The following is a 24,379-nucleotide window of genomic DNA, read 5'->3' on the forward strand; positions in this document are numbered from 1 at the left end:
CACACGGGCTCACCGTGAGTTCGTTCTCCACCCGCACGGCATGCCCGCCCCCGTCTGACTGAGCCAAGTCCCGGCCATCGGCGCAACCGTTCAGTTTATGCTCTCACAGTTCATAAATGGAATCAAGTACATCCAGGGTATGGAGTCTCCGACATCGTATTTCACGAGTTCCCTCAAACCCCGGTCTCTTTCGGGTGTGGCGAGGGCGTGAGGGGAAACCACGGGCCGCCTCGCAATCCGGCCGGCTTTCCGTTACAGTAGTAATGGGGAAGCGGCCCACTTGTTCACCGGTGCGTCGAGCTGTCCCTTTGAAAAACTCGTAGAGCTTCGGCGTCCCAAGCCTTCCTTTCGCCATTATAAGATCAACAAGTTATAAAGCACTTATCAAAAACCGGTTTCAAAAGGCCGGGAAGAATTCGTTTTGCATTACGAAGTAAGAATGATAATTTTATAATTACCGAAGGCAATAACTACGGACGTTGCCCTGGACCGTTCGTTCGTCGTGACGGCCGTAATGGAAGCCGATCGTTTCCTCCCGACCGATTAACACCTTGTGCGGATCAAGAAAAGGAATGGGCATATCTGCGACCCGAGCGCAATAGTGCGATTTCGGAGGAAGGGATGTTCCCCTGCATTCCGGAATAGTGCGAAGGAGAAGAAGAATTGACCGGGCCATCTTTCCCACGATCTCTCTGTGTTTTCATGATTTGCCTGTTCTTTCTTGTCTCGGCGGTTCCCGCTTCTCTCGCCGCGGAAGAGCAGCGCTTGTTTCGCATCGGAACCGGGGGCCTCACCGGTGTTTATTACCCGATAGGCAAGTTGATCGCGAAAGGACTGACCGAATACGGCCAGGGAAAGACCGTTGCCGGAGAGGGGAAAAGCGGCGTGAGCGGACTGGTTGGCGTGGCTCAGAACTCCGCGGGGTCCGTGGAAAACGTGCGCAATGTGGTTTCCGGTGAGATCGAAGCCGGATTGGTCCAGGCCGATGTTGCGGCTTTGGCGTTCCGGGGGGAAAATGTCTTCGCCGGGGATGAAGGTCCGCGGAAGCTTCGGGCGGTGGCGAGCCTCTATCCCGAAAAGTTTCAGATCGTGACGCGACGGGACGCCGATATCCGGCGGTTTTCCGATCTGCGCGGAAAACGCATTTCCATCGACGAGAAGGGTTCGGGGACGCTGTCGGTCATGCGGATTGTTCTGGAAGCCCACGGCTTGTCCGAGAGAGACTTGCTCCCCGTGTACCTGAAACCGGTGTTCACTCACGACAAGATGGTCAGCGGCGAACTGCAGGGTTTTGTGATGATGGCGGGGGTCCCCATGGAAGCGGTTACCCGCGTCTCCGACATCGGCATATCCCTTGTTCCCATTGATCCCGAGATCGCGTCGCAAATCGCCAAACGGTCTCCATACCTCGTTCCCTCAACGATTGCCGCCGGTGCCTATCCAGGGATTCCGGAGATTTCGACCCTGCAGGTCTTCGCCCTGCTGACGGTCAGTTCCGAATCCCCCGAGGGTCTCGTGCATGAAGTGACTGCCGCCCTTTGGAGTGAACGGACGCTCTCGCTTCTCCATGAGGGGCACCCGCAGGGGAAGTTGATAACCTTGAAGACCGCCCTGGACGGCATCCCGATACCCCTTCATCCAGGTGCGGAAAGATTCTACAGGGAACAAGGGATCACTCCAAAGGAAGCTCCGATGCCATGAAACGGTCTCGCAGCCTGCTGAGGATATTTTTGTGGAACGCCGTCATTGCCGTTCTGGTTGCCCTCGTTGCCGCCGGGATGTTGACCAACCTCACCCTGCGCTCGGTGGAGAAAAACCTGCCGAATACACTGCTCGAACAGCTGCACGACGTGGCACGCATCATCGAGGATCTTGCGGATGTCGTGTCCGCGGCTGAATTGACCAGGGCCGTCCCGAGCTCAGAGAATCTCAAGCGGCTCCGCGGGGAAGTCGACGCCGCAAACAACGCCGTCGTAAGGCTCCGCAACACATATGTTTTTGACAATCTCATTCAGGCATCCGCCATTCACGCAGTCGTTGCCCCGGCGCTCGCCGATGCCCGGGTCTGGCTTTCTGAAGGTGTCTCGGGATACGGCCCTGAATCGGAGACCACGATCGGCGTCGTCCTGCTGAGAATCTCCAAGGCGTTTCATAAAGCCAGGGCTCTGAACCACGCTTCCGAAGAGAAAGCTCAAGCGATTCTGAACGAGCAGCGCACCCGGCTCGACCGATTCCTCTTCAGTGTCAACCTGCTCTTTTCCCTGGCCGTGGTGATCACCTTCGCCATGGTTTTCCTTCTCGTTTTTCAGCACATCCTTCAACGCCGGGAGAATGAAGCCCGGGCTGAACGCAGGCGAGCCGAACAGTCTCTGCGGGAGAGCGAGCACAAGTTCAAGACGCTGTTCAACAATGCCGGCGACGGAATCGCCATTCACGATCTGGAGGGTCGCTTCCTGGAAGTCAACCAGGTTCTGTGCGACCGGCTCGGTTACAGCAAAGAGGAGTTGTTGAGGCTTGGTCTCATGGGTATCGACGCTTCCGAAGGCTCGGTTCTCCTGCCCGAGTGGGTCGATGAGTTGACGCACAAGGGCAGCGCCTTCGTTGAGACGATTCACGCGGTTCGCGACGGAAGCCGTATTCCCGTGGAAGTGAACAGCCGAATGGTCGATTTCGGCGGCGAACGCGCCATACTCAGCATGGTCCGCGACATCACCGAACGAAAGCATGCCGAAGGGGCACTCCGGGAGAGCGAAGCCACCCTCAAGAGCATTTTCCGTGTTGCGCCCATCGGCATCGGACTGCTGACCGACGGGATTCTCAAACAGGTGAACGACCGTCTTTGCCGCATGGTCTGTTATTCGAGGCAGGAACTTGTGGGCGGCAGCGCACGAATGCTCTATTTGGACCAGGAGGAATTCGAACGGGCGGGCAAAGAAGAACACGCCCAGATCAGGCACTGGGGAACGGGAACCGTGGAGACGCTCTGGAAGAGGGGGGACGGCGCGGTGATCGATGTCCTCTTGAGCTCCACCCCCATCGATCCGACGGATCTGGCCGCCGGGGTCACCTTTACCGCCCTGGATATTTCGGAACGCAAGCGGGCGGAGGCGGCATTGAGCGAGAGCCAGGCACGGTTCAGGGAACTGGCGGAGCTGCTGCCAGAAACGATTTTTGAAATGGACGCCGACGGACGTCTCACCTTCGTCAACCGGAACGCCTACGACCACTTCGGCTATTCAAAGGAGGAAATCGAGCGCGGCGTGAACGGTTACATGATGATCTCGCCCGAGGACCGCCCGAAAGCCGCCGAGAATGCAAGAAGAGTCATGGCCGGAGAGAGGATCGGGCTCAATGAGTACAAGGCGCTCAGAAAAGACGGGTGCACCTTTCCCGTCATCATACACTCGTCGGCAAAGCTGGATGACGGAAAACCGTCGGGTATCCGGGGCATCATCATCGATATCACCGAAACCAAGAAGCTCGAAGCGCAGCTCCGTCAGGCCCAGAAAATGGAAGCCCTCGGCACCCTCGCCGGCGGGATCGCCCACGATTTCAACAACATCCTCGCCGCCATATTAGGCTATACGGAAATGGCCTTGACCGACGTTTCCAGGAACAATCCCGCGGGCCACTATCTGGAACAGGTGCTCAAAGCCTGTCATCGTGCGAAGGAGCTGGTGAGGCAAATTCTCGCCACCAGCCGTCTTAGAAAGCCTCAGGAACGCGCGCGCACTCAAATTGCGCCGATCGTCAAGGAGGCCCTGAAGCTGTTGAGGGCGTCCCTGCCCGCCACCATAGAAATCCGCTCGAACATTGAAACCCAGACGGGCGGCGCCATGGTCGACCCGACGGAAGTCCATCAGGTGGTGGTCAATCTGTGCACCAACGCCTTTCACGCCATGGAAGAACGGGGAGGGGTCCTGGAAGTGAGCCTGGCGGAAGTCACGATCGATGAAGAGGCGGATGCCTCACCGGCGGGTCTGCGGAGTGGAAATTACCTTCGATTGACGGTCGGCGATACGGGGCATGGAATTGACCCGGCAATTCGGGAGCGGATTTTCGACCCGTACTTCACCACTAAGGAAGTGGGCAAGGGCAGCGGACTGGGGTTGGCCGCGGTCCATGGAATCATGAAAAATTACGGCGGCGCCGTTACGGTGGACAGCGATCCGGGAGTCGGCACGCGTTTCGACGTCTATTTCCCGAGCGTGGAAGTTGCGCAACGGGAGGAGGCTCCGGAGGAGAAAGCGCCTCCACTCGGGAAGGCGGAGCGAATCCTCCTTGTCGATGACGAAGATGTCCTGGTCGAGATGGGAAAGAGCGTCCTGGAGCATCTGGGTTATAAAGTGCGCGGCGTGACGGACAGCGTCGAAGCCCTGGAATTGTTCCGAGCTCAGCCAGATCGCTTCGACCTGGTTATAACGGACTACACCATGCCCCGCATGACCGGCGTGGCTCTTGCCAGGGAAATGATGCGCATCCGACCGGATATCCCGATTGTCCTGTGTACCGGATTTTCCGAGCGGGTAACCGAAGAGGCGGTGAAGGAAGAAGGTATCCGAACACTTGCCATGAAACCGCTCGAAATGCGCGAGATTGCCGAGGTTATCCGCGGGATCCTGGATGAAGAATCCGGCCCTTGAAGGAAAACCGCACGGGGGACGATCCGCATGGCTTCCCTTCAGGTCCGGTCCGTCCCCGGTTCAACCATGTCCTGATCCGGATCGACTCCGCCGGCCACGTTTCCGCTTCCCATCAATACATTCCCCGCCCCACCCGCAGCGATTCACACTGGGTTCCCGGCCCATGGCGCGTGCGTCACCCGCAGAGCATGAAAACCGGTTCCCGGGGACGGCTATATGCCTGCCCGTCAATACGACCACCTTGGACGCGAGCTCGTATCACATCCGGTTCCCGACCAGGAAATTCGGACCGCGGCATTCGCTCCATGCGGCGCACGGCGCCAATCGGTCAGTCTTTTCCCTGGATCACGGTCCCGCACATCTGCTCGAGGGCAAGAATGAGGGCCTGGGTCCCGCACTTGCCGTGCCCCTGGGCCTTTACCGCCAGATAGAGCTGATGGGTCAGGGCCAGTCCGGGGAGGGACAGACCCATTCGGGCGGCTTCCTGGAGCGCGATGCCCATATCCTTGATGAAGTGATCGACGAAAAAACCGGGAGCGAAATCCCTGCGGAGGATACGGGGAGCGAGGTTGTCAAGGGTCCAGCATTTGGCCGCTCCATCCTTGATCGAGCTGAGCATCGTCGGAAGATCGAGGCCCGCCTTGAATCCGTACATGAGGCTTTCGCAAACGCCGATCATGGTTCCCGTGATGACGATCTGGTTGCACACCTTGGCGTGCTGGCCGGAACCCGCGGGGCCCAGGTAGACGAGGTTCTTCCCCATTGCTTCCAGGATGGGCCGGATGGCGTCCACGACTTCCCGGTCCCCTCCAAGCATGATGGAAAGGGCGGCGTTGCGCGCGCCCACGTCCCCGCCCGATACGGGAGCATCCACGGCGAAAGCTCCCTGCTCCCCGGCCGCCTGATGGATCTCCCTCGCAAGGGAGGGCTCCGTGGTGGTCATGTCGACCAGTATGATCCCCGGCCGCGCCGCCTGGAGAAGTCCGTTCCGCCCGAAATAGACCTCCCGCACGTCTTGCGGAAAACCGAGCATGGTGAAAACGACATCCGATTGCTCCGCGACCTGCCTCGGAGAATCAGCCCACCCCGCGCCGCTCTCCACCAGGGGCGCCGCCTTGTGCCTGGTGCGATTATGCACCGACGTGGCGTAGCCCTTTCGCATCACGTGGCCGCACATGGAAAGCCCCATCACCCCCGTGCCTATCCATCCGATGCGGGTATTCAAAGAGACGCGCGGGACATCCGTTCCGCCGGTCATGACGTCTTCCTCCCATGAAAGTGAGCGAATCCCATTGCGGACTTGCCGGTTGTTCCGCTTTTCCCGGGCAGCATGCAGGCAAATCATGCAAAGCTGGAAAAGAAACAGGAACAACGCCGGCACCAGGTTCTATTCGCACAGTTCGAAACCGGAGTAAAGCGGCATGCCGCGGACCCTGCAGGGCTGTGCCCGGAAATTGCCATGCGAGGCAGGGGGATTCCTTGCAGTAACGGGGTGTTATGGATACAACTGCTTTCCGTAGCCCTTTTGGCAAATCCAATTGGGCCAATTCAGTTCCCGTTCCGACATCGGTCGTGATTGATACGCAATAGACAATTCCTTGAGGCTGACCCCATCCGGCACCTCAATCCTGCAAAAGGGCACGCGCCCCTTGGGCCCGAACGATCTTTGGTCAACAACATCTATGCTTCCCGGGAATTCCTCCCGCTCAACCGGGATGACGTAGACAGGCATGGGATCCAATCCTTTCGAAACCCCTTCCGGGTCCTTCTCGCTTCAGGTTGTTCCGCGGGGGAATCGGCTTCATCGATCAGCCGATCCCACCCGAATTGTTCAGTCCCAATCCATCCTTCAGCCATGCATGCCGTTGGGAGGCCAAAGCGCTCAACCGGCCTCAACGCCCTCGAAAAGTGCTGCTTTCATCTATACGGTCACGCCCTGGGCGACTTTCTCCAACTTTACGGCACACACCTTGTATTCAGGAGTTTTGCTGATGGGATCCAGAGCCGGATTGGTGAGCAAATTGGCCGCCGCTTCCTCATAGTGGAGCGGCATGAAGACCATCCCCGGTTTTACCCGCTGGGTGAGTTGAACCCTCGTTATTAGGGTCCCCCGGCGGCTGCTCACCCTGACATATTCGCCGTTGGCGATCCGCATCCGTATGCCGTCTTCCGGATTGAGGTCCGTTATGAGCTCGGGCATTTCACGGTCGAGGTGCTTGCAGCGCCTCGTCATCGTAGCGGTGAGGTAATGGGCATAGCCCGTTCCGGTGGTCAGCCAGAAAGGATACTCTTCGTCCGGGGTTTCCGCGGGCGGCTTGTACTCGATTGCATGAAAGAGCCCACGCCCTCGCGAGAACTTGCCGATGTGCAGGATGGGCGTTCCCGGATGATCCGGAGATAGGCACGGCCAGCAAAGCTCCTCCCTCTCGAGCCTGGCGTAGCTTATTCCACCGAAGGAAGGGTTCAAGGCGGCCATTTCGTTGAAGAGCTCTTCCGAACTCTCGTAGTGCATGGGGTACTCAAGCAGGGTGGAAAGCTCCTGGATGATCTGCCAGTTCGTCTTTCCCGCAATGGGCTCTATCGCCTTGCGCACCCTCTGCACGCGCCGCTCGGAATTGCTGAAGGTGCCGTCCACCTCGGCAAAGGACGCCGCCGGCAAGACGACGTGAGCGAGCGCAGTCGTCGGGGTAGGGAAGATGTCTATGGCCATGAAGAACTCTACGGATTCCAGAGCGTGCTTCACATGGTTCGAATCCGGATCGCTCATCACGGGATTCTCTCCCAGGATCACCATTGCCTTGATCTTGCCGTCGCTGCATCCCTGCAGCATTTCCATGATGGTCAATCCAGCATTGGGAGGCAGGTTCCTTTTCCAGGCCGTCTCGAATTTCTGCCGGACCTCAGGGACGGTGACCGCCTGGTAGCCGGGATAGACGTTGGGAAGGGCGCCCATGTCGCACGCGCCCTGCACATTGTTTTGCCCCCGCAAGGGGTTTACCCCGGTCGACGGACGCCCGATCTGGCCGCACAGCATCGACAGATTGGCAAGGCTTTTCACGTTGTCCACCGCCGTCGTGTGTTGAGTGATTCCCAGGCAGTAAACGATGGAGCTTGCCTCCGATTTGGCATAGCATTCCGCTACCTCGATGATCGCCGATGCGGGCACGCCGGTAATCTCGGCGACCCGTTCGGGCGGATACTTCTCGATCATCTCGATCAAGGCATCGGAATTTTCAGTGCGCTCTTCAATGAATGCCCGGTTGTGCCAGCCATTCTTGTAAATGACGTGCATCATGCCGTTGATGAGGGCCACATCCGAGCCGAGCTTGTGTTGGATGTGGATGTTAGCCAGCCCGGCCACGTGAGATTTTCTAGGATCGGCAACGATGAGCGTGTTCCCTTTGGCCTTGGCCTTTAAGAGTCGCCCCGCAACGATAGGGTGAGCGACCGTCGTGTTGGAACCGATGACGAAGAGGCAGTTGGCGTTTTCGAGCTCATCGAAGGAGTTGGTCATGGCGCCGCTTCCGAATGCGAGGGCAAGACCTGCCACGGTGGGGCCGTGTCAGAGGCGGGCGCAATGATCCACGTTGTTGGTGCCGACGGCGGTGCGGGCAAACTTCTGCAAAATGTAGTTTTCTTCGTTGGTGCAGCGAGCGGAACTGAGAAAGGCGATGCTGTCCGGTCCGTATGCATCCCTGATCCTTCGAAGCTCACCCGCCGTATAAGCCAGAGCCTCATCCCAGGGGACCTCCCGGGAGACCCCGTCTTTGCGGATGAGCGGCTTTTTGAGCCGATCCGGATGCTGCACGAACTCATGGACGTTCCAGCCTTTGATGCAGAGCTTTCCTCTATTGGTGGGGCTGGTTTTCGAAGGCGCCGTCGCCACGATCCGTCCGTCCATTACCTCGAGCCACATCCCACAGCCGCAAGCACAGATTGGACACGTAGTGATCACCGACTTGAATTCCATTCGCAGATTACCTCCCTTTTGCACGTGAACAGCGAACCGGAGTCAGCCAAACCCTTTGGGCAGCGTACTCTTTCATCGTTATTATGTCAATGTTGACATAATAAAAAAGAATTGGGATTGCGTTGTGCCGTCGCGTGCGGAGCCTACCCGGAAGAAGTGTCGACGCAAGCCTGTCCCTCATCCGATACCGGAAACCGCAAAGAAGGCAATGGCGGAAGTGAAGGGGGTACTTCGGGTGGCGGCTCTGCCCGATGGGCTGAGAGGAATCAAACCACACGCCGAGCCACTCAATGAGCAGCCGGGTCAGGATCGGGGACCGTATAGCGAATTTCTGACAAAATCAGCAGCAGGAAGCTGCCGCATGGATTGGGTGTTGTTTGTTGAACCGAGTCGGGGCGAGAGGATTTGAACCTCCGACCCCCTGCTCCCAAGGCAGGTGCGCTGACCAGTCTGCGCTACGCCCCGACGCTGGAACCTGTTTCCCTTATCATATGCATCGCCCGAAAGCAATCCGAAGTTCCCGGCGCGCCAATTGAGGAAGGCCGGCAGGTCTCGATGCGATACGGCCGGCCGATGCCGCCGCGCCGCTCCCGTTCCCTCCATTGACCAGGCAGCTCCGAGCATACCCGTTCAAATCCACTTTATCACTGCTGGACGCTCAATCCGGCGCCGCCGCAGGTGCGATGCTGAAGGCTCTCTTTCCCCGCGGTCGATCACAAACGGCAGCGGCGGGGAAAGTTCTGCGAACAACCGGCCACCGGCCGGGCAAAGCCGCCCGTCAGGAGGCAAAAACACGCAGACGATTTTTTTTCGACCCGGGAACGTTTCGGCTTTATCTTTGTCCCTTATGCATATAATCTCACCGAACTTAAGGAATTGTTATCCGGGGCAGGCGAAATGTCATCTCACGGAGGAGAGAGCAGCTCATGAAGGACGTGGAACGCAAGCCGATCGTCAAGGAATGCGAGGGATGCGACAACATCGATGAGGGCAAGTGCCGCATATGGGCATCCCCGGCGGCGAAGTGGAGAATCGGAAAGTGCCCTTCCGCCAGTCACGTGAAGCTTGAAGCGCAGCAGCCCGACCAGAAGGTGCGAGTGGGCCAGCAAAAGCAGAAGGCGAGAACCAAGGGCGGCAAGAAGTAAGGACGGCCCGGAGCTCGATGCGGCTCCGTGCAACCCGGTGGAACGGGGCCGGGAAATGGCTCTCCCCCCGTCCGCCTCCCCGTCCGCCGATCCCTCAGTGCGCGATTTTGCACGCGAATCGCTGCGGGAAGACGCGCTTGCCGGGTGAATCGCCCCTTCGGCGCGCCGTCAGTTGATGAGGCTATGGATCGGGGCAGGGATTCTTCCCCCCAGTGAGATGAATTCACGGGAACCGAAATTGCTGGAAACCGCGATAATGACGGCTTCACCCAGGAGTCCCCCGAAGGAAGCCTTTTCACCCGCCTTCTTCCCGGGAACCGGGATGAGGCGCGCGGCGGTGGTTTTCTTGTTGATGACGCCGATGGCCATTTCGTCCGCGATGATTCCGGCGAGCGTTTCGGCCGACGTATCGCCGGCGAGCGCCACCATGTCGAGTCCGACGGAACAGACGCTGGTCATCGCCTCGAGCTTTTCCATGCTGAGATAACCCCGGGATGCGGCCGCGGCGATGTTCAGGTCCTCACTCACGGGAATGAAGGCCCCGCTCAATCCGCCCACGTATGAGCTGGCGAAGGCCCCGCCTTTCTTGACGGCGTCGTTGAGGAGTGCCAGGGCGGCGGTGGTGCCCGGAACCCCGATACTCTGCAGCCCGAGGCTCTGGAAGATTTCCCCCACGCTGTCGCCCACGTTGGGCGTGGGGGCAAGCGACAGGTCGACCACGCCGAAAGGCACTCCGAGCTTTTCGGCCACCTGGCGGCCGATGAGCTCTCCCACGCGGGTCACCTTGAAGGATGTCCGCTTGATGATGTCGGACAATGCCCCGAGGTCGAGATGAGGATTGGCGGCCCTGGCCCGGTCGATGGCCTTTTTCACGACTCCCGGGCCGCTCACGCCCACGTTGATGACCGAATCGGGCTCCCCCACCCCCAGGTAGGCGCCGGCCATGAAGGGAACGTCCTCGGGGATGTTCGCGAAGACGCACAACTTGGCACAGGCGATGCCGTCGGCCTCGCGGGTCAGCTCCGCCGCATCCTTGATGGTCTTTCCCATGAGATAGACCGCATCCATGTTGATGCCGGCGCGGGTGGACGCCACGTTCACCGAGGAGCAGACCCTCCGTGTCGACGCCAACGCTTCGGGAATCGCCGCGATGAGCGCGCGGTCCCCTTCCGTGAAGCCCTTTTCCACCAGCGCTCCGAACCCTCCGATGAAGTCGATGCCGATGTCCGCGGCGGTTTCGTCCAGCTTGCGAGCCACTTCCACCATCTGCGGGCGCGAAAAGGAACAGGCCGCAACGGCGATCGGACTGACCGCAACGCGCTTGTTCACCACCGGGATCCCGTACCGTATCCCTATTTCATCGCAGACTTTCACCAGGTTTCCGGCCAGGCGGAAAATCTTGCGCTGGACGTTCTCCTTGAACTTCTCCGGATCGTGGCCGGCGCAGTCGAAAAGGCTGACGCCCAGGGTGACGGTCCTGACGTCCAGGTGTTCGTTTTTCAGCATCTCAAGGGTCGAAAGAACTTCGCGATCGCTCAGCATGGCCCGCAACCTATACGCGGTGAATCGCCTCGAACACGTCCCGGTGCTGGAGGCTCACATCGAGGTCAAGTTCCCGGCAGCGCTCCTGGAGCGCCGCGCGGAAGGCGTGTTGATCGATTCCCAGCGGAATGTCCACTTCATAGATCATGACGTTGCGCGTGGGATCGCTGCCGCCACGGAACAACGCCTTGAGGTTGGTGATGTTCACTCCGTATCCGGCCAACAGCTCGGTCACGCCGGCCACCAATCCGAGCCGGTCCGGGCCGACGGTGGTGATGACGAAGGGCTCGCTCGGCGGGGCGGCCCACACCTCGGTTTCCCACATGCGCTTGAGGAGCACCGACAACCCCATCGGTTCGAGCTTCTCGCGCAAGGCTGCCGACAGCGACTGTTCGGAGGCGCGCTCGGGAACCGAGGCGATGAAGATGCCGGCGAACTCCGTCTGGAGAATCGTCTGGCTGACGTCTTCGATATTGCACTCGTGTTCGAGCAGTATCTTCGAGACGGCGGCAATGATGCCCGGTCTGTCGTGCCCGAGAACGGAAATGATGATCTTCTTCATGGCTGACCTGCCTGAAATCGAATGTGCCGCGCCTGCAGACCCTGCATGCCCCCGCACCGGCGAGTGACCCTTTATCCAGTCGGCTGTTTTGGAAAGCCCCCGGTGTTCCCGGGGACGCAGGCGTGAAAGCGGGACGGCAGCCGGAGCCTCCAGAGCGACGGACCGCCCGCATCGGCGCGGCGGACCGCGAGTCGGTCACGACCCGACGGGTGAGTGCCTTTACCGGTTCTCCCCGGGGTGCGCGGTTCGCCGGCTGAGTCTACCCCTCGGGCGGATCGTCACCGGCCAGCGCAGCCATCTCGCGAAGGATGCGCAGGGATTCCATGGCTTCCTGCGGATCGACGGTATGCAGAGCAAACCCCGCGTGAATGATGACGTAATCTCCCAGCTTCGGTTTCTCCGGCAGCAGCATCAGGGAAGTCCTGCGAATCGCATCTCCCACTCGCACGGTCGCCATTTCGTCCTCGATCTCCAAGACTTCCGCTGGAATGGCCAGGCACATGCAACGGCTCCTTACTGTAATGAGTCGCACGGCCGCGCGGGCGGCGGATGCGACGGCGGTTTCCTCATTGCGTTCGACAAATCCGGTGAGGCGTTCGTTCAACGGGAGCGCGTTCCCCCCGCCTGTGACGCGTTGCCCTGCGGTCGAAACGAAACGCAGGACCTCCGGGAAGCGCAATCACTGTATCATTTCACGGAAGACAAGTCATCCGGATTGATTCTTCGAAAGGAGCCCCCCGCCCGTTCGATTTCCTCGAGCACCTTCGAACAAATCTCCCGGAACGCGGCCTTCACCACATCCGTCATCTCCAGCCCCCAGGGCGAAATGTCCTCCGGTTCGACTCCGATGATGACGGCGTCCGGCCGTCTGCCCAGGATTTCCGCGTAGGCCAGAGTTTCGACAAGATCCAGCTGGTGGAGCGAATTCTTGAACGTGACCCGCTTTTCGATTTCGCTCACCGGGAGGCGGTAGAGCGTGCCGGGAGTCCCTCCGTTCAGGACCGCATCCACAACGATCAGAAAGTCCGCGTCGCAAATGGGGTCGAGAAGCCGCAGTCCAAGGGTGCCGCCGTCCATCAGTTCGACGTTGGACGAAAAAGCGTATTCGGAGCCAAGCGTCTCGATGACCTTGACTCCAACACCCTCATCCTTGAGAAGAACGTTGCCCACCCCCAGGACCAAAATCCGCTTTTCACTCATGGGATACAGCCTTTTGCGCCGGGTTGCGCAAAAAAACAGGAACCCGGCGCGTCCGCCGGGTTCCCGTAACAATACTCCGTCAAAACGGGGCTACACAACCCTGAACTTGTAGACCTCGTTGGACTTCGGATCGATCACATGGACGCCGCACGCGATGCACGGGTCAAAGGAATGAACGGTGCGCAGGATTTCCACCGGACGCTTCGGATCGGCCACCGGGGTTCCCATCAGGGCTTCCTCGACCGGTCCCGGCTTGTTTTGCGCGCAACGCGGACCGAGGTTCCAGGTGGACGGAACGACCAGCTGGAAGTTGGCGATCTTCTGGTCCTTGATCTGGACCCAGTGCCCGAGCGCGCCGCGGGGAACGTCGTTCAGACCCGCTCCCATGGCTTCGGCGGGCATCTGGTAATCCTGGTATATCTTGGTATTGCCTTTGCCGACGTTCTCGATCAACTGGTTCAGCCAGCCTTCCATGGAATCGCCGATGATCGCCGTTTCCAGACCTCTGGCCGCAGTCCTGCCGAGCGTCGAGAAGAGAGCGTCCACGGGAACGCCCAACTCTTTCAACAGGCCGTCCACGGCTTTCTTGGTCGGGGCGTGACCCTTGCCGTAGGCCACCAGCACGCGCGCCAGCGGCCCGACCTCCATGGGTTCGCCCTTGTAGCGCGGGGCCTTCATCCAGCTGTACCGCTTTTCGACGTCGAGGGCCTCGTACTTGGGCTTGGTTTCACCCTCGGAAGGATGCAGCGCCTTGTCGCCTTCGTACCAGCTGCGCTTCACGTGCTCCTGCACCTGGGCCATATCGACCGCCTGCACCTGGCCGATGTTGCGCTTGAAAATGGCGCCCCGCGGGAAGAGGAAGCTGTCGGGTTCCTTGTCGCTCTGAGGGAATTCACCGTAGACGAGGAAATTCTTGGTTCCGCCGATCTTGCCCCAGTCTTTGTAAAAGCCCGCCACGGCTTTCAGATCGGGGATGTAGTACTGCTTGACGAAATCCATGGTCTCTTTGTAAAGGTACTTGAATTCGGCGAGGCGATCCGGGGTCAGATCGGTGGCGCAGGTGACGCCGCCGACCACGAGGCTCTGGACATGCGGGTTCTTGCCGCCGAAGATGGCGTGCATTCGAGCGGTGCGGGCCTGCTGCCGCAAGGCTTGCAGGTAATGCGCGACCGCCAGCAGGTTGACCTCGGGGGGCAGCTTGTACGCCGGATGCCCCCAGTAACCGTTGGCGAAGATGCCCAACTGACCGCTTTCGACCAGTTTTTTCACGCGGCCCTGAGTTTCCTTGAAGTCGCTGATGCCGCTGCCCGGGGCGGGCGAGACCTTTGCGGCCAAATCCGCCGTCTTCTTGGGATCGGCCTTGAGCGCGCTGACCACATCCACCCAGTCGAGGGCGTGCAGGTGATAAAAGTGCACAATGTGGTCATGAAGGAACTGGGCGCCGAGGAGCAGGTTACGAATCAGTCGTGCATTCTCGGGCACCGTGATCTTGGCCGCATCGTCCACCGCGCGGACCGATGCCAGGCCGTGAACGTAAGTGCACACGCCGCAGGCTCTCTGGGTGAACAGGTAGGCGTCGCGGGGATCGCGTCCCTGGAGCATGATCTCGAGGCCGCGGAAGAGCGTCGAGCTGCTCCAGGCGTTGGACACCTTGCCGTTGGTCACTTCCACTTCTATACGCAGATGACCCTCGATACGGGTGATCGGGTCGATGACTACTCGCTGTCCCATGATGGTTCTCCTTGACTCATCGATAAGTTTTTACAGCACCACGTGCCGAACATCGTCAAATCACCGGGAGATGCCGCTACAGCGACTTGTAGAAAGGCGACATCTTGTCCCAGAAGTTGGGCTCGCTGCACCCGATGCAAGGATGTCCCGCCTGTACCGGCCAGCTCGTGCCCATGTTGAACTTCACGAGCGGGCAGTTGTTGTACGTCTCGGGTCCCTTGCAGCCCAACTGGTAGAGGCAGTAACCCATCTTGGCCTCAGGCGATTCGAAGGAGGTCACGAATTCACCGGCCTCGAAGTGACCTCGACGCGGACACTGGTCGTGGATGGTCTGACCGTAGGCGAACAACGGTCTTCCCTTGTCATCCACGGCGGGAAGCTTACCGAACAGGAGATAGTTCACGACCGTCCCGATGAAATTGATGGGATTCGGCGGACAGCCGGGAATATTGACGGTGTTGATGCCGATGGCGTCCTTTACGGACTTGGCTCCCGTCGGATTGGGAGCGGCAGCGGGAAGGCCGCCGTAGGAAGCGCAAGTCCCGATGCAGATCGTGGCCAAAGCCTTGGGGCAGACCTCTTTGGCGATTTCGAGAAAAGTGCGTCCCCCAAGCATGCCGTACTTGCCGTCCTCGGCCGTGGGAATGGCACCGTCGACCACGCAGATGAACTTTCCGGGATACTTGGCGACCGTGTCATGCAGCGACTTCTCGGCTGCTTCACCCGACGGGGCCATGATGGTTTCATGGTAGTCCAGGGAGATGATGTCCAGGACCAGGGTGTCGATCCAGGGATAGGTTGTTCTGAGCAGAGACTCGGCGCAGCCGGTACACTCCGCGAAAGCGAGCCAGACGACCGGCGGCCGTTGAGGCGAAGCAAGCGCTTCAGCGATCTTGGGTACGAACGACGAAGAAAGCCCCATCGTTACCGACAGGAATGTGCAGAATTTCATGAAATCTCGTCGTGAAACTCCTTTTTCTTCCAACCGTTCCTCGAAGCCTTCTTGGTGCTTCATAAGAAAACCTCCTCCACGTTATGGTGTTTCTGGTGCCTGCCAAGCGCCCATCCGAAGGGAGTCTTTCCGACCGGTCAATGCGCCTTCAAGACGCAATTTCGATAGGGTGCGCCATTGTCTTGCCGCCCCTAAAGAACGGTGTTTCGCGATGGGAACCTTCAATTCTCATGCTTTGCACCTCGCATGAGAACCCTCATACTCAATGAGGATCATCCGATACAAAGCCACCATGAGCATCGCCGAATTCTCGATGCAGCTCTGCCTTTCAGAGGAGACTTCAATCTGGAAAGAACTTGAGCATTGCAGGGGGGTGGTCTTTCGATCAAAGAACGGGGAGCGGGCCACTCGCTCAGTCCGGAATTCAGATCACTCGATCCGCCGGGTTGAACCTGCAACCACGCGGATGACCGGAGCCGGCCCCACTTCGCAACCGACGCCGATGGCTCCTTTCATATATGCAACACAATACTTTTGCAAGCATAATAGTGTAATGGTGGGAACATTTTTTGAGTGTAAAGATGTGAAACAAATCATAAGCTTGGAACATTGTGACATAACTTGCACCAATGCTGTCCAATTAAAATATCTATATGAATGGAAGAACGCCGCTTTGGGCGTTCCCGAGGCGGGCACAGGGAAAATGAGCATCGCGGGTGAGAACAAAGGGAAAGCCGGTTCGAAAGAAACCGGCTCGAAAGAAGACGTGCTGAAAACGATTTTCGATCAATTCTGGACCACTGCGGCCAACTTCTCGAGGATCCTCTTGGGCACCGGGTAGGTGTCATTCACAAGGTAGAGTCCCAACAGTCTGGGATCAAAGCCGATCGCTTCCGCCGCCTTCGCGACGCTTATCTTTTTTTCCTCCAACTTTTCCAGCAGTTCGGGCTTTTGCACTTCCATCTCCTGGTCTCCTGTTTCCCGTTTCGGGGTCCTTGAATCCGTCTCGGACCGTTGCACATAATCCTCCAAAGCCTCCGTTCATGCCTCATGAACCGAAACATCATACTCCGGTAAACAACAAAAGGCCACAGTGATTTCTCACTGTGGCCTTTTGTCAAACCAAGGGGGCTCTCAGCTAACAGGTTCCATGAGGAGTAAGAATTTCCACCACCAGCGGGAGCGGGAGCAACAACTCGATCAGGAGCTTGATTTCATCCGTCCAACGATCGCTTGAGTTCCACATGAAGTGAGATAAAAGCACTCGAACGTCAGATTCAGCAGCAACCGGAAAACCTCTTCCGCATTCAACTCAGTCCATACCCAGCTTCCACCCGATTCGCACCAGTTCCTCGTATCAACGCGACTTCAACTTGAGCTGCGAGCATTCGTCACTGAGAGTTCCCTACTTGAAAAGGGAGGCGGGCACGCCCTCAACTTTGAATTCCGATTTCCATCCCGGTTCATTCTCGATTCCACCGGATTGTGATTCCGCATGTGAAAGTGCAGCTTCCAAATCGACAACATCGAAGGGTTTCTTGAGAAAAAATCCAACATTCACTCGAACCAGATCATTCACAACCGCCTGAAAATCATATTCAGAAAGCACGATCGCAGCCAATCCAGGCCTTACCAGCTTCAACTTTTCCAACAATCCCGCGCCATTCGCATCAGGAAGATGATATTCAACAATCGCAATCGGATAATGATTCCCCTCGACGAGCGCCAACGCTTCACGTGCAGTTGAGCAACTGTGGCAGGCATACCCAGCCCGTTCCAAAAATTTTTCCAAAGAACGTTTTAATGGGGCGTCATCTTCAACAAGCAGAACGATCTTTTCAACATCCACGTCACGCCTCCTTCATACGTTGCAAGCAAAGGCCGTGCCAAGAATGTTCAAGAGCTGAAAACCCCTACGGCGCCTCATTCGGCCGCGGGACTGGTACAATTTGAGAGGAATGGGAATTGGAGAATATTCTCCGAATCGGCAGGGCGGGACAGCGTTGATTGTTGACAATATTGACACGAATCCAGCAATATCAATTTGTTATGTATAAACTGGACAATATTATGCAGTTCAGGCAATGGTTGGAGGATATTCTTCAATCTTCAATCCCGTACTTCTTGAGGCGGTAGAGAAGAACGTGCCGAGGGAGCCGAAGAAACCGGGCGGTCTTCGACTTGTTCTTTCCGCACTTGTCATAGGCCTTCAAAATGATTTCCTTTTCCATCTCTTCAAGCCCGATCCCCTCCTGAGGCAGCCCGACGGTAAACCGTTCCCCCGAAGGTTCCGGCTCGCCCTTCCCTGGAGGCGAGAGGAAGTGCAGGTGGCGCCCGAGGACGTTTTCATCGTTTTCCAGCAGAACGACACGCTCGATGGTATTGCGCAGTTCGCGCACGTTTCCCGGCCAGGAATGGTCCGTAAGGAGCTGTTCGGCCCTTGGGCTGAGGCCCCGGAAGCGTTTGCCGTACTTGTCGTTGAATTCCTCGATGAAAAACAGGGCCAGTGGAAGGATGTCGTCGGGCCGTTCCCGCAGAGACGGGAGGTCTATGCGGATGGTTGCCAGGCGAAAAAAAAGATCCTTGCGGAATCGTCCCTGTTCCGTGAGCTGCCACAGATCCTGGTTACAGGCAGACACGATGCGGATGTCCACTTTTTTCTTGCGCGTGCCTCCGACCGGGTAGAACTCCTTTTCCTCCATGACGCGCAGAAGCTTGGCCTGGATCTCCGGGTGCAGGTCCACCACTTCGTCGAGGAAAAGCGTCCCGCCGTCGGCAACCTGCAGCAGCCCTTCCTTGCCTTCGGCCTTGGCCCCCGTGAATGCGCCTCGTTCGTATCCGAAAAGCTCGCTTTCGATGATTTCGGTGCTGAAGGCGGCGCAATTCAGGGCCACGAAGGGATACGCAGCCCTTGGGCTCCGCGTGTGGATCAGCTTGGCGAACAGCTCCTTCCCCACGCCGCTAGCCCCCTGAATCAAGACCCCGGCATCCCGGCTCTGGGCGCTCTTTATGGCGAGCATCTGGGCATCCAGGAACTTCGGATCCTTGCCCACCAGGCGATCGACGCCGTGCAGCTTCTGCACCTGCTGGCGCAGGCGGTCCACCTCGTTTTTCAGCCCCGCGTGTTCCAGGGCGTTCTGGATGGTCAATTCGAACTCGTCGATGTCGACGGGTTTCACGAGGTAGTCGAAGGCGCCGCGCTTGATCGCCATCACCACATCCTTGATGCGCTCGTAGGCGGTGATCATCACCACGGTGGGGGAAGGCCGCTGTTCCTTGAACCGGGGCAGAAGCTCCAGCCCGCTCATGTCGGGCAGACCGATATCGAGAAGGATCAGATCGGGCTCCTCCCGCTCGGAAATCTCGAGTCCCTTCGCACCCGTTTCGGCTTCCATGACGATGTGGTTTTTTTCCAGAAGGCGACGCAACGCCGAACGAAAAGGGGTTTCGTCGTCAACGATGAGGATCTTGTGTTTTTCTCGCATGCTCGGTTCCCAACAACTGTTCCGGAACGGTTTGGAGCAAGATGGATCGGGACGGCCACCACCGGTTCAACCGTCGCGCTTCCTGCACATTATGAAGAAGATTCTTCATTCGGTAAAGCTTCCGATGGGACCGGACCGTATACGCAGGGGCGAACAGGGGCAAACGGCTCCGTAAATCGGTGGCGGGGGGAAACTGTGCCCGCCCGTCCCGTGGATGAATAACAAGACAGGGTGCCCGCATACTCGGCGCTCGTCATGTGCTGCTTGAACCGGGCGCTCCGCGAGGGATCGCGACCTGCCCGGATTCGGGGTGTTCGACCTCCTCGGGCATTCTCCTTCGTTGCGATTCGGAAAACCCGCCGTCAACTTCTCCCCGGTCTTCCTTCGAATACCATCACGCAGCGTGCGTGGGCCAGAATGCGATGGTCCCGGACAGGCAGTTGATCGGGCACCCTGAGAATATCTTCCGGGCTTGGCAGCCACGTATCCACCGCACGGTGCCAGCTCAGACCCGCGATCTCCGGCAGGTCAAGCGAAACGGGGTCCGAAGCCATATTGAGGATCACGTGCAAGTCTTCTTCATGATCTTCCGTGGCGGACAGGGTGCAGGCAAGCGTTCGGGCATCCGGATCGCTCCATGGCGGCTCGTTGAGCCTGATGCCGTGCCAGCTCACGTCGGGGAGGGACCTTCCCGGCTGCTTTCGGCCCGTCAGGAAGCGGGTTCGCATGAGGCATGGATGACGCTTTCGGAATGCGATCATTTCCCGGACAAACCGGAGCACGTCCCGGTTTTTCTCCATGAGAGTCCAATCGAGCCAACCCAACTCGTTGTCCTGGCAGTAGCAGTTGTTGTTCCCGCGCTGGGTCCTCAGCACCTCATCGCCCGCCAGGATCATGGGAACTCCCTGGCTCAGCAGCAGGATCGCCATGTAATTCTTCACCTGCCGGCGCCGCAGCGCCAGGACTTGCGGGTCGTCGGTGTCTCCCTCCACCCCGCAGTTCCAGCTCAGGTTGTCGTTGCTCCCGTCCCGGTTGTTTTCGCCGTTGGCGTCATTGTGTTTGTCGTTGAAACTGACAAGGTCGTTCAATGTGAAGCCGTCGTGGCACGTGATGAAATTGATGCTGTTCGTCGGAAGACGGTCCAGCGGCTGGTAGAGATCGCTGCTGCCGCTCAGATTGGTTGCCGCCTGTCCCGCAAGCCCGGGTTCGCCGCGGACGAAACGGCGCATGACGTCCCGGTATCTTCCGTTCCATTCCGCCCAGCGCAGGCCGGGAAATGTTCCCACCTGGTAGAGGCCGGCGGCGTCCCACGCTTCGGCAATGATTCGGGTGTTCAGGAGAACGTCCGAGAATTCGATATTCCAAAGCACCGGCGGGTGCCGCATCGGGTTGCCGTCTTCACCGCGGGCCATGACGCTGGCGAGGTCGAACCGGAAGCCGTCCACGTGCATTTCCCGGACCCAGCCCTCAAGACAGCGAATGATGAATCTTGCCGGCAGGGGGTGGTTGCAGTTGACAGTGTTGCCGCAGCCCGTATAGTCGCGGTAGACGCTCCGGTCGTTGGGTTCGAGGTGATAGAACAGCTCGTTGACGAAGCCCTTGAAATTGATGACGGGCCCGCGGGCCCCGCCTTCGGCGGTGTGATTGAACACCACGTCGAGGATCACACCGATGCCCGCGCGGTGAAGCGCCTTGACCATGTCGCGGAATTCATGAGCGTGAGTCCCCGCCTCGGGGGTGACGCAGTACCCCGGGTGGGGGCCGTAAAAGCTGTGCGTGCTGTAGCCCCAGAAGTTTTTCAGTCCCAGGGCGGCGACCGACTCGGGAAGATCCTGTTCGTCAAAGGCCATGACCGGCATCAATTCCACGTGAGTGATGCCCAGATCCTTCAAATAGGGGATTTTTTCGATCAGGCCCCGAAAGGTGCCGGGATGGGCGACTTTGGATGATGGATGCCGCGTGAAGCCCCCGACGTGCAATTCATAGATGATGGTGGACTCGGATGGGGACTCCAGCGGTCGGTCTCCTTCCCAGTCGTAGCCGCCGGACACGACCGCAGCGCGCATGGATGGAGCGCCGCCGCCGTTAAGACAGGCCCGGTTGCGGTTCCAGAGCCGATCCGTGACCGCCGCCGCCCATGGGTCCAGCAGTTCCCGGGTCCGGTCGAAGCGTCTTCCGGATCGTTTCGTATCGTCGGGACCGTCCACTCGCCAGGTGTAGTGCGCGCCGGCGGTCAGTCCTTCCACATAGACGTGCCAGGAAAAAAAGGTCCTGTTGGTTTCGGGGTCGAGCCGAATCACCTGGAAAGGCTCCGGGCAGTCCGCGGATTCGTAAAGCAGCAGTTCCATCGCGGTCGCGTTCCGACTGAAGACCGCGAAATTGACCCCTCCCGAATCGACCGTGGCTCCACCGGGATACCTCGATCCCGGCCTGGTCGCGTATTGTATTGGCATCATTCGTCCTCCCGTGGGATCGTTCCGGTCCGACCCAATGCAGGCCGCCGACACTTCAACCGGTCGCGCAACCCTTTGGCCCCCTCCACCGGGATCATCTCACGAGGTCGCCGAAGTCTTCCATTTCCACCGTGTTCGGGCTGACTCTCCAGATCTCCCTGCAATACTCGCGAATGGCCCGATCGGAGGAGAACTTTCCCATGCGCGCCACATTGAGGATCGCCATTCGGGTCCAGCGGTCCCGATCGCGATAGGCCTCGCTCACCCTGTCCTGGCAGTCCACATAGGACTGATAGTCGGCGAGCAGCATGTACTCATCCTGGTAAAGCAGAGAATCCACCAACGGCTTGAAAAGGTCGGGATCGCCGCGCGAAAAGAACCCGGAGCCAATCAGATCGATCGCTTCCCGCAGATCGGGATTGGACAAGTAGATCGAACGGGGGTCGTAGCCCTCCGATTTGATCCGGGCGACCTCTTCGGCCGTCAGGCCGAAGAGGAAGAAGTTGTCCGCTCCCACTTCCTCCCGGATTTCCACGTTGGCTCCGTCAAGCGTTCCAATCGTGAGAGCCCCGTTCATGGAGAATTTCATATTCCCGGTTCCCGATGCCTCTTTCCCCGCTGTGGAGATCTGTTCGGAGAGGTCGGCCGCGGGATAGATCTTCTGGGCGCTCTTTACGTTGAAATCGGGAAAGAAGACCACTTTGAGCCGGTTCCGCACGGCCGGATCGTGGTTCACGACGTCGGCGACGGAATTGATCAGCTTAATGATCAACTTGGCCATGTAATAAGATGGGGCGGCCTTCCCCCCGAAGATAACGGTGCGGGGCAGCATGTCCAGGCCGGGATTTCGCCGGAGGCGGTTGTAGAGGGTGACAACGTGCAGAACGTTGAGGTGCTGCCGCTTATACTCGTGAATTCTTTTCACCTGGATGTCGAACATCGAGTCCGGGTTGACCGAGATGCCGGTGCGCTCCAGGATGAGAGCGGCCAGGGCCTGCTTGTTGCCGGTCTTGACCGCCTGCCATTCCCGCCGGAAGGCGTCGTCGCCGGCATACGATTCGAGCCGTTTGAGCCGATCCAGCTTTTTGATCCAGCCGCCGCCTATCCTGCTCCTGATCAGGCGCGTCAGCCCCGGGTTGCTCAACACCATCCAGCGGCGGGGCGTTACGCCGTTGGTCTTGTTGCTGAATTTCTCCGGCCAGAGTTCGTAGAAGTCTTTCAGCACGGTGGTTTTCAGGAGTTCGGTGTGGAGTTTGGCGACGCCGTTGATGGCCCGGCTGCCCACGCACGCGAGATTGGCCATGCGCACGTATCGTTCCCCCTGCTCGTCGATCAGGGACAGCCTGGCAATTCGTGCTTCGTCGTCGGGGTAGATCACGCGTACCTCATCCAGGAAGCGACGATTGATCTCGAAGATGATTTCCAGATGCCTGGGCAGCAGGTTGGCAAACAGCCGCAACGGCCAGCGTTCGAGAGCTTCGGGCAGCAGGGTGTGATTGGTGTACCCGAAGACGTTGCGGGTGACGTGCCAGGCCGTGTCCCAATCCATGTGGTGCTCGTCCACCAGAAGCCGCATCAGTTCCGCGACGGCAACGGAAGGATGGGTATCGTTGAGTTGTATCGCAAATTCTTCGTGGAAGTATTCCAGGCTTTTTCCAATGGCGAGGTGCAGTCTGATCATGTCCTGCAGCGAACAGGACACAAAGAAGTACTGTTGTTCCAGCCGCAGTTGCTTGCCCTGGATCTGCTCATCGTTCGGGTAGAGGACCTTGCTGATGTTTTCCGAATACACTTTCTCGTGAACGGCACCGTAGTAGTTCCCCACGTTGAAGGATGCGAAATCGAAGGATTCGACCGCTTCCGCCTTCCACAGCCGGAGCATGTTGCAGGTGTTGACCTTGTAGCCGAGGATGGGGGTGTCATAGGCTATTCCCCGCACCACCCGGTCTGGAGTCCAGCGTGACCGATAGCAGCCCCCGTCGTCGCAATAGCCCGCCGTGTGGCCTCCGAACTTGACTTCGTATGTGACCTCGGGGCGCGGGATTTCCCACGGATTCCCCAGGCGCAGCCACTTGTCGGTCTTTTCGACCTGCCAGCCGTCGCGGATTTCCTGGTCGAATATCCCGAATTCGTAACGGATTCCGTAGCCGATGGCCGGTATTTCGAGAGTGGCCAGGGAGTCGAGGTAGCAGGCGGCCAGTCTGCCCAGCCCGCCGTTGCCCAACCCGGGTTCCTCCTCGTGATCGAGCATCGCGTCCAGATTGCGCCCGACATTTTCCGAGGCTTCGCGCACTTCATCGAAAATGTCGAGGTTGATCATGTTGTTGCCCAGGTGGGGCCCAAGCAGGAATTCCGCCGAAAGGTAGCCGACCACCTTGACGCCTTCCCTGATAAAGTCGCGAACCGTGCAGACCCACCGGTGCAGGAGCCGATCCCGGACCGTATAGGCAGCCGCCATGTAGTGGTCGTTGAGGGTTGCCGAAAGGGGAAGCCTGCCCTGGGTGTAGAACAGGTGTTCGTTGAAGCAGCGGTTCAAATCGATGAGAGTCATGCCGGTGCGGCTGCAATCGGTCTTGTTCGAGTTCGTTTTCTTTGACTTGCGTTGCGCCATGAGTGTTCTCCCGGGGAAATGTATGGCCGGCCGCATGAGTACGGGAACAGTTTCGCCGTGAAGGCGGCCGGGCCCGGTTCGCTTC

Annotated in this window: 16 protein-coding genes and 1 tRNA gene; 3 read left to right on the forward strand and 14 right to left on the reverse strand. The window is 58.9% G+C overall.

Annotated elements, in window-relative coordinates; genetic code table 11:
- Positions 1-702 precede the first annotated feature (702 nt).
- Positions 703-1,701, forward strand: coding sequence for a TAXI family TRAP transporter solute-binding subunit (locus SFUM_RS15250; RefSeq protein WP_041442847.1), 999 nt, complete (start codon positions 703-705; stop codon positions 1,699-1,701).
- On the forward strand, positions 1,698-4,643 hold the full coding sequence (locus SFUM_RS21960) for a PAS domain-containing hybrid sensor histidine kinase/response regulator (RefSeq protein ID WP_011699781.1): 2,946 nt from the start codon (positions 1,698-1,700) through the stop codon (positions 4,641-4,643). The genes SFUM_RS15250 and SFUM_RS21960 overlap by 4 nt, the downstream gene beginning before the upstream one ends.
- 328 nt (positions 4,644-4,971) lie before the next feature.
- Here SFUM_RS21960 and SFUM_RS15260 read toward each other — a convergent pair whose 3' ends face one another.
- From SFUM_RS15260 to SFUM_RS15280, 3 genes are all read right to left on the reverse strand, one after another.
- Positions 4,972-5,901, reverse strand: a complete 930-nt coding sequence (locus tag SFUM_RS15260) for an NAD(P)-dependent oxidoreductase (protein ID WP_011699782.1) — start codon at positions 5,899-5,901, stop codon at positions 4,972-4,974.
- A 663-nt stretch (positions 5,902-6,564) separates the two neighbouring features.
- Positions 6,565-8,613 (reverse strand): formate dehydrogenase subunit alpha, encoded by a 2,049-nt coding sequence (gene fdhF, locus SFUM_RS15270; protein ID WP_083764086.1) that lies wholly within the window; start codon positions 8,611-8,613, stop codon positions 6,565-6,567.
- A 390-nt stretch (positions 8,614-9,003) separates the two neighbouring features.
- Positions 9,004-9,078: transfer RNA gene (locus tag SFUM_RS15280), tRNA-Pro, on the reverse strand.
- Between the two features lie 461 nt (positions 9,079-9,539).
- Here SFUM_RS15280 and SFUM_RS15285 point away from each other — a divergent pair.
- Positions 9,540-9,758 carry a PxxKW family cysteine-rich protein gene (locus SFUM_RS15285; protein WP_011699785.1) on the forward strand — a complete coding sequence of 73 codons (219 nt, stop codon included), beginning with the start codon at positions 9,540-9,542 and terminating at the stop codon, positions 9,756-9,758.
- A gap of 168 nt (positions 9,759-9,926) precedes the next feature.
- Here SFUM_RS15285 and SFUM_RS15290 read toward each other — a convergent pair whose 3' ends face one another.
- The 11 genes from SFUM_RS15290 to SFUM_RS15335 all read right to left on the reverse strand — a co-directional run bounded on the left by SFUM_RS15290 (position 9,927) and on the right by SFUM_RS15335 (position 24,294).
- Entirely contained in the window at positions 9,927-11,300 is a 1,374-nt protein-coding gene (locus tag SFUM_RS15290; RefSeq protein WP_011699786.1) for a PFL family protein, read from the reverse strand.
- 10 nt (positions 11,301-11,310) lie between these two features.
- A complete protein-coding gene (locus SFUM_RS15295) occupies positions 11,311-11,862 on the reverse strand; it encodes a glycine cleavage system transcriptional repressor (RefSeq protein WP_011699787.1) in 552 nt (183 codons plus the stop codon).
- Positions 11,863-12,121: 259 nt separating this feature from the next.
- Positions 12,122-12,364, reverse strand: coding sequence for a HypC/HybG/HupF family hydrogenase formation chaperone (locus SFUM_RS15300; RefSeq protein WP_011699788.1), 243 nt, complete (start codon positions 12,362-12,364; stop codon positions 12,122-12,124).
- Between the two features lie 185 nt (positions 12,365-12,549).
- Entirely contained in the window at positions 12,550-13,062 is a 513-nt protein-coding gene (locus SFUM_RS15305) for a HyaD/HybD family hydrogenase maturation endopeptidase (RefSeq protein ID WP_011699789.1), read from the reverse strand.
- A 90-nt stretch (positions 13,063-13,152) separates the two neighbouring features.
- Positions 13,153-14,793: a nickel-dependent hydrogenase large subunit gene (locus tag SFUM_RS15310; RefSeq protein ID WP_011699790.1), complete on the reverse strand. Its 1,641-nt coding sequence runs from the start codon at positions 14,791-14,793 to the stop codon at positions 13,153-13,155.
- Positions 14,794-14,869: 76 nt separating this feature from the next.
- Positions 14,870-15,808 (reverse strand): hydrogenase small subunit, encoded by a 939-nt coding sequence (locus SFUM_RS15315; protein WP_011699791.1) that lies wholly within the window; start codon positions 15,806-15,808, stop codon positions 14,870-14,872.
- A 723-nt stretch (positions 15,809-16,531) separates the two neighbouring features.
- Positions 16,532-16,708 carry a hypothetical protein gene (locus SFUM_RS23170; RefSeq protein ID WP_153307218.1) on the reverse strand — a complete coding sequence of 59 codons (177 nt, stop codon included), beginning with the start codon at positions 16,706-16,708 and terminating at the stop codon, positions 16,532-16,534.
- A gap of 442 nt (positions 16,709-17,150) precedes the next feature.
- Entirely contained in the window at positions 17,151-17,594 is a 444-nt protein-coding gene (locus SFUM_RS15320) for a response regulator (protein WP_011699792.1), read from the reverse strand.
- Between the two features lie 253 nt (positions 17,595-17,847).
- Positions 17,848-19,230 carry a sigma-54-dependent transcriptional regulator gene (locus SFUM_RS15325; protein ID WP_011699793.1) on the reverse strand — a complete coding sequence of 461 codons (1,383 nt, stop codon included), beginning with the start codon at positions 19,228-19,230 and terminating at the stop codon, positions 17,848-17,850.
- Positions 19,231-19,592: 362 nt separating this feature from the next.
- Entirely contained in the window at positions 19,593-21,686 is a 2,094-nt protein-coding gene (gene glgX, locus SFUM_RS15330; protein ID WP_011699794.1) for a glycogen debranching protein GlgX, read from the reverse strand.
- 91 nt (positions 21,687-21,777) lie between these two features.
- On the reverse strand, positions 21,778-24,294 hold the full coding sequence (locus SFUM_RS15335; protein WP_011699795.1) for a glycogen/starch/alpha-glucan phosphorylase: 2,517 nt from the start codon (positions 24,292-24,294) through the stop codon (positions 21,778-21,780).
- Between the last annotated feature and the right edge of the window lie 85 nt (positions 24,295-24,379).

Source organism: Syntrophobacter fumaroxidans MPOB, assembly GCF_000014965.1.
Lineage (GTDB): Bacteria > Desulfobacterota > Syntrophobacteria > Syntrophobacterales > Syntrophobacteraceae > Syntrophobacter > Syntrophobacter fumaroxidans.

Bases quoted from the DNA above. Each gene is read 5' to 3' on its own strand.
- SFUM_RS15250 (WP_041442847.1), top strand. From the start codon at position 703: ATGATTTGCCTGTTCTTTCTTGTCTCGGCGGTTCCCGCTTCTCTCGCC.
- SFUM_RS21960 (WP_011699781.1), top strand. From the start codon at position 1,698: ATGAAACGGTCTCGCAGCCTGCTGAGGATATTTTTGTGGAACGCCGTC.
- SFUM_RS15260 (WP_011699782.1), bottom strand. From the start codon at position 5,901: ATGACCGGCGGAACGGATGTCCCGCGCGTCTCTTTGAATACCCGCATC.
- SFUM_RS15285 (WP_011699785.1), top strand. From the start codon at position 9,540: ATGAAGGACGTGGAACGCAAGCCGATCGTCAAGGAATGCGAGGGATGC.
- SFUM_RS15290 (WP_011699786.1), bottom strand. From the start codon at position 11,300: ATGCTGAGCGATCGCGAAGTTCTTTCGACCCTTGAGATGCTGAAAAAC.
- SFUM_RS15295 (WP_011699787.1), bottom strand. From the start codon at position 11,862: ATGAAGAAGATCATCATTTCCGTTCTCGGGCACGACAGACCGGGCATC.
- SFUM_RS15300 (WP_011699788.1), bottom strand. From the start codon at position 12,364: ATGTGCCTGGCCATTCCAGCGGAAGTCTTGGAGATCGAGGACGAAATG.
- SFUM_RS15305 (WP_011699789.1), bottom strand. From the start codon at position 13,062: ATGAGTGAAAAGCGGATTTTGGTCCTGGGGGTGGGCAACGTTCTTCTC.
- SFUM_RS15310 (WP_011699790.1), bottom strand. From the start codon at position 14,793: ATGGGACAGCGAGTAGTCATCGACCCGATCACCCGTATCGAGGGTCAT.
- SFUM_RS15315 (WP_011699791.1), bottom strand. From the start codon at position 15,808: ATGAAGCACCAAGAAGGCTTCGAGGAACGGTTGGAAGAAAAAGGAGTT.
- SFUM_RS23170 (WP_153307218.1), bottom strand. From the start codon at position 16,708: ATGGAAGTGCAAAAGCCCGAACTGCTGGAAAAGTTGGAGGAAAAAAAG.
- SFUM_RS15325 (WP_011699793.1), bottom strand. From the start codon at position 19,230: ATGCGAGAAAAACACAAGATCCTCATCGTTGACGACGAAACCCCTTTT.
- glgX (WP_011699794.1), bottom strand. From the start codon at position 21,686: ATGATGCCAATACAATACGCGACCAGGCCGGGATCGAGGTATCCCGGT.
- SFUM_RS15335 (WP_011699795.1), bottom strand. From the start codon at position 24,294: ATGGCGCAACGCAAGTCAAAGAAAACGAACTCGAACAAGACCGATTGC.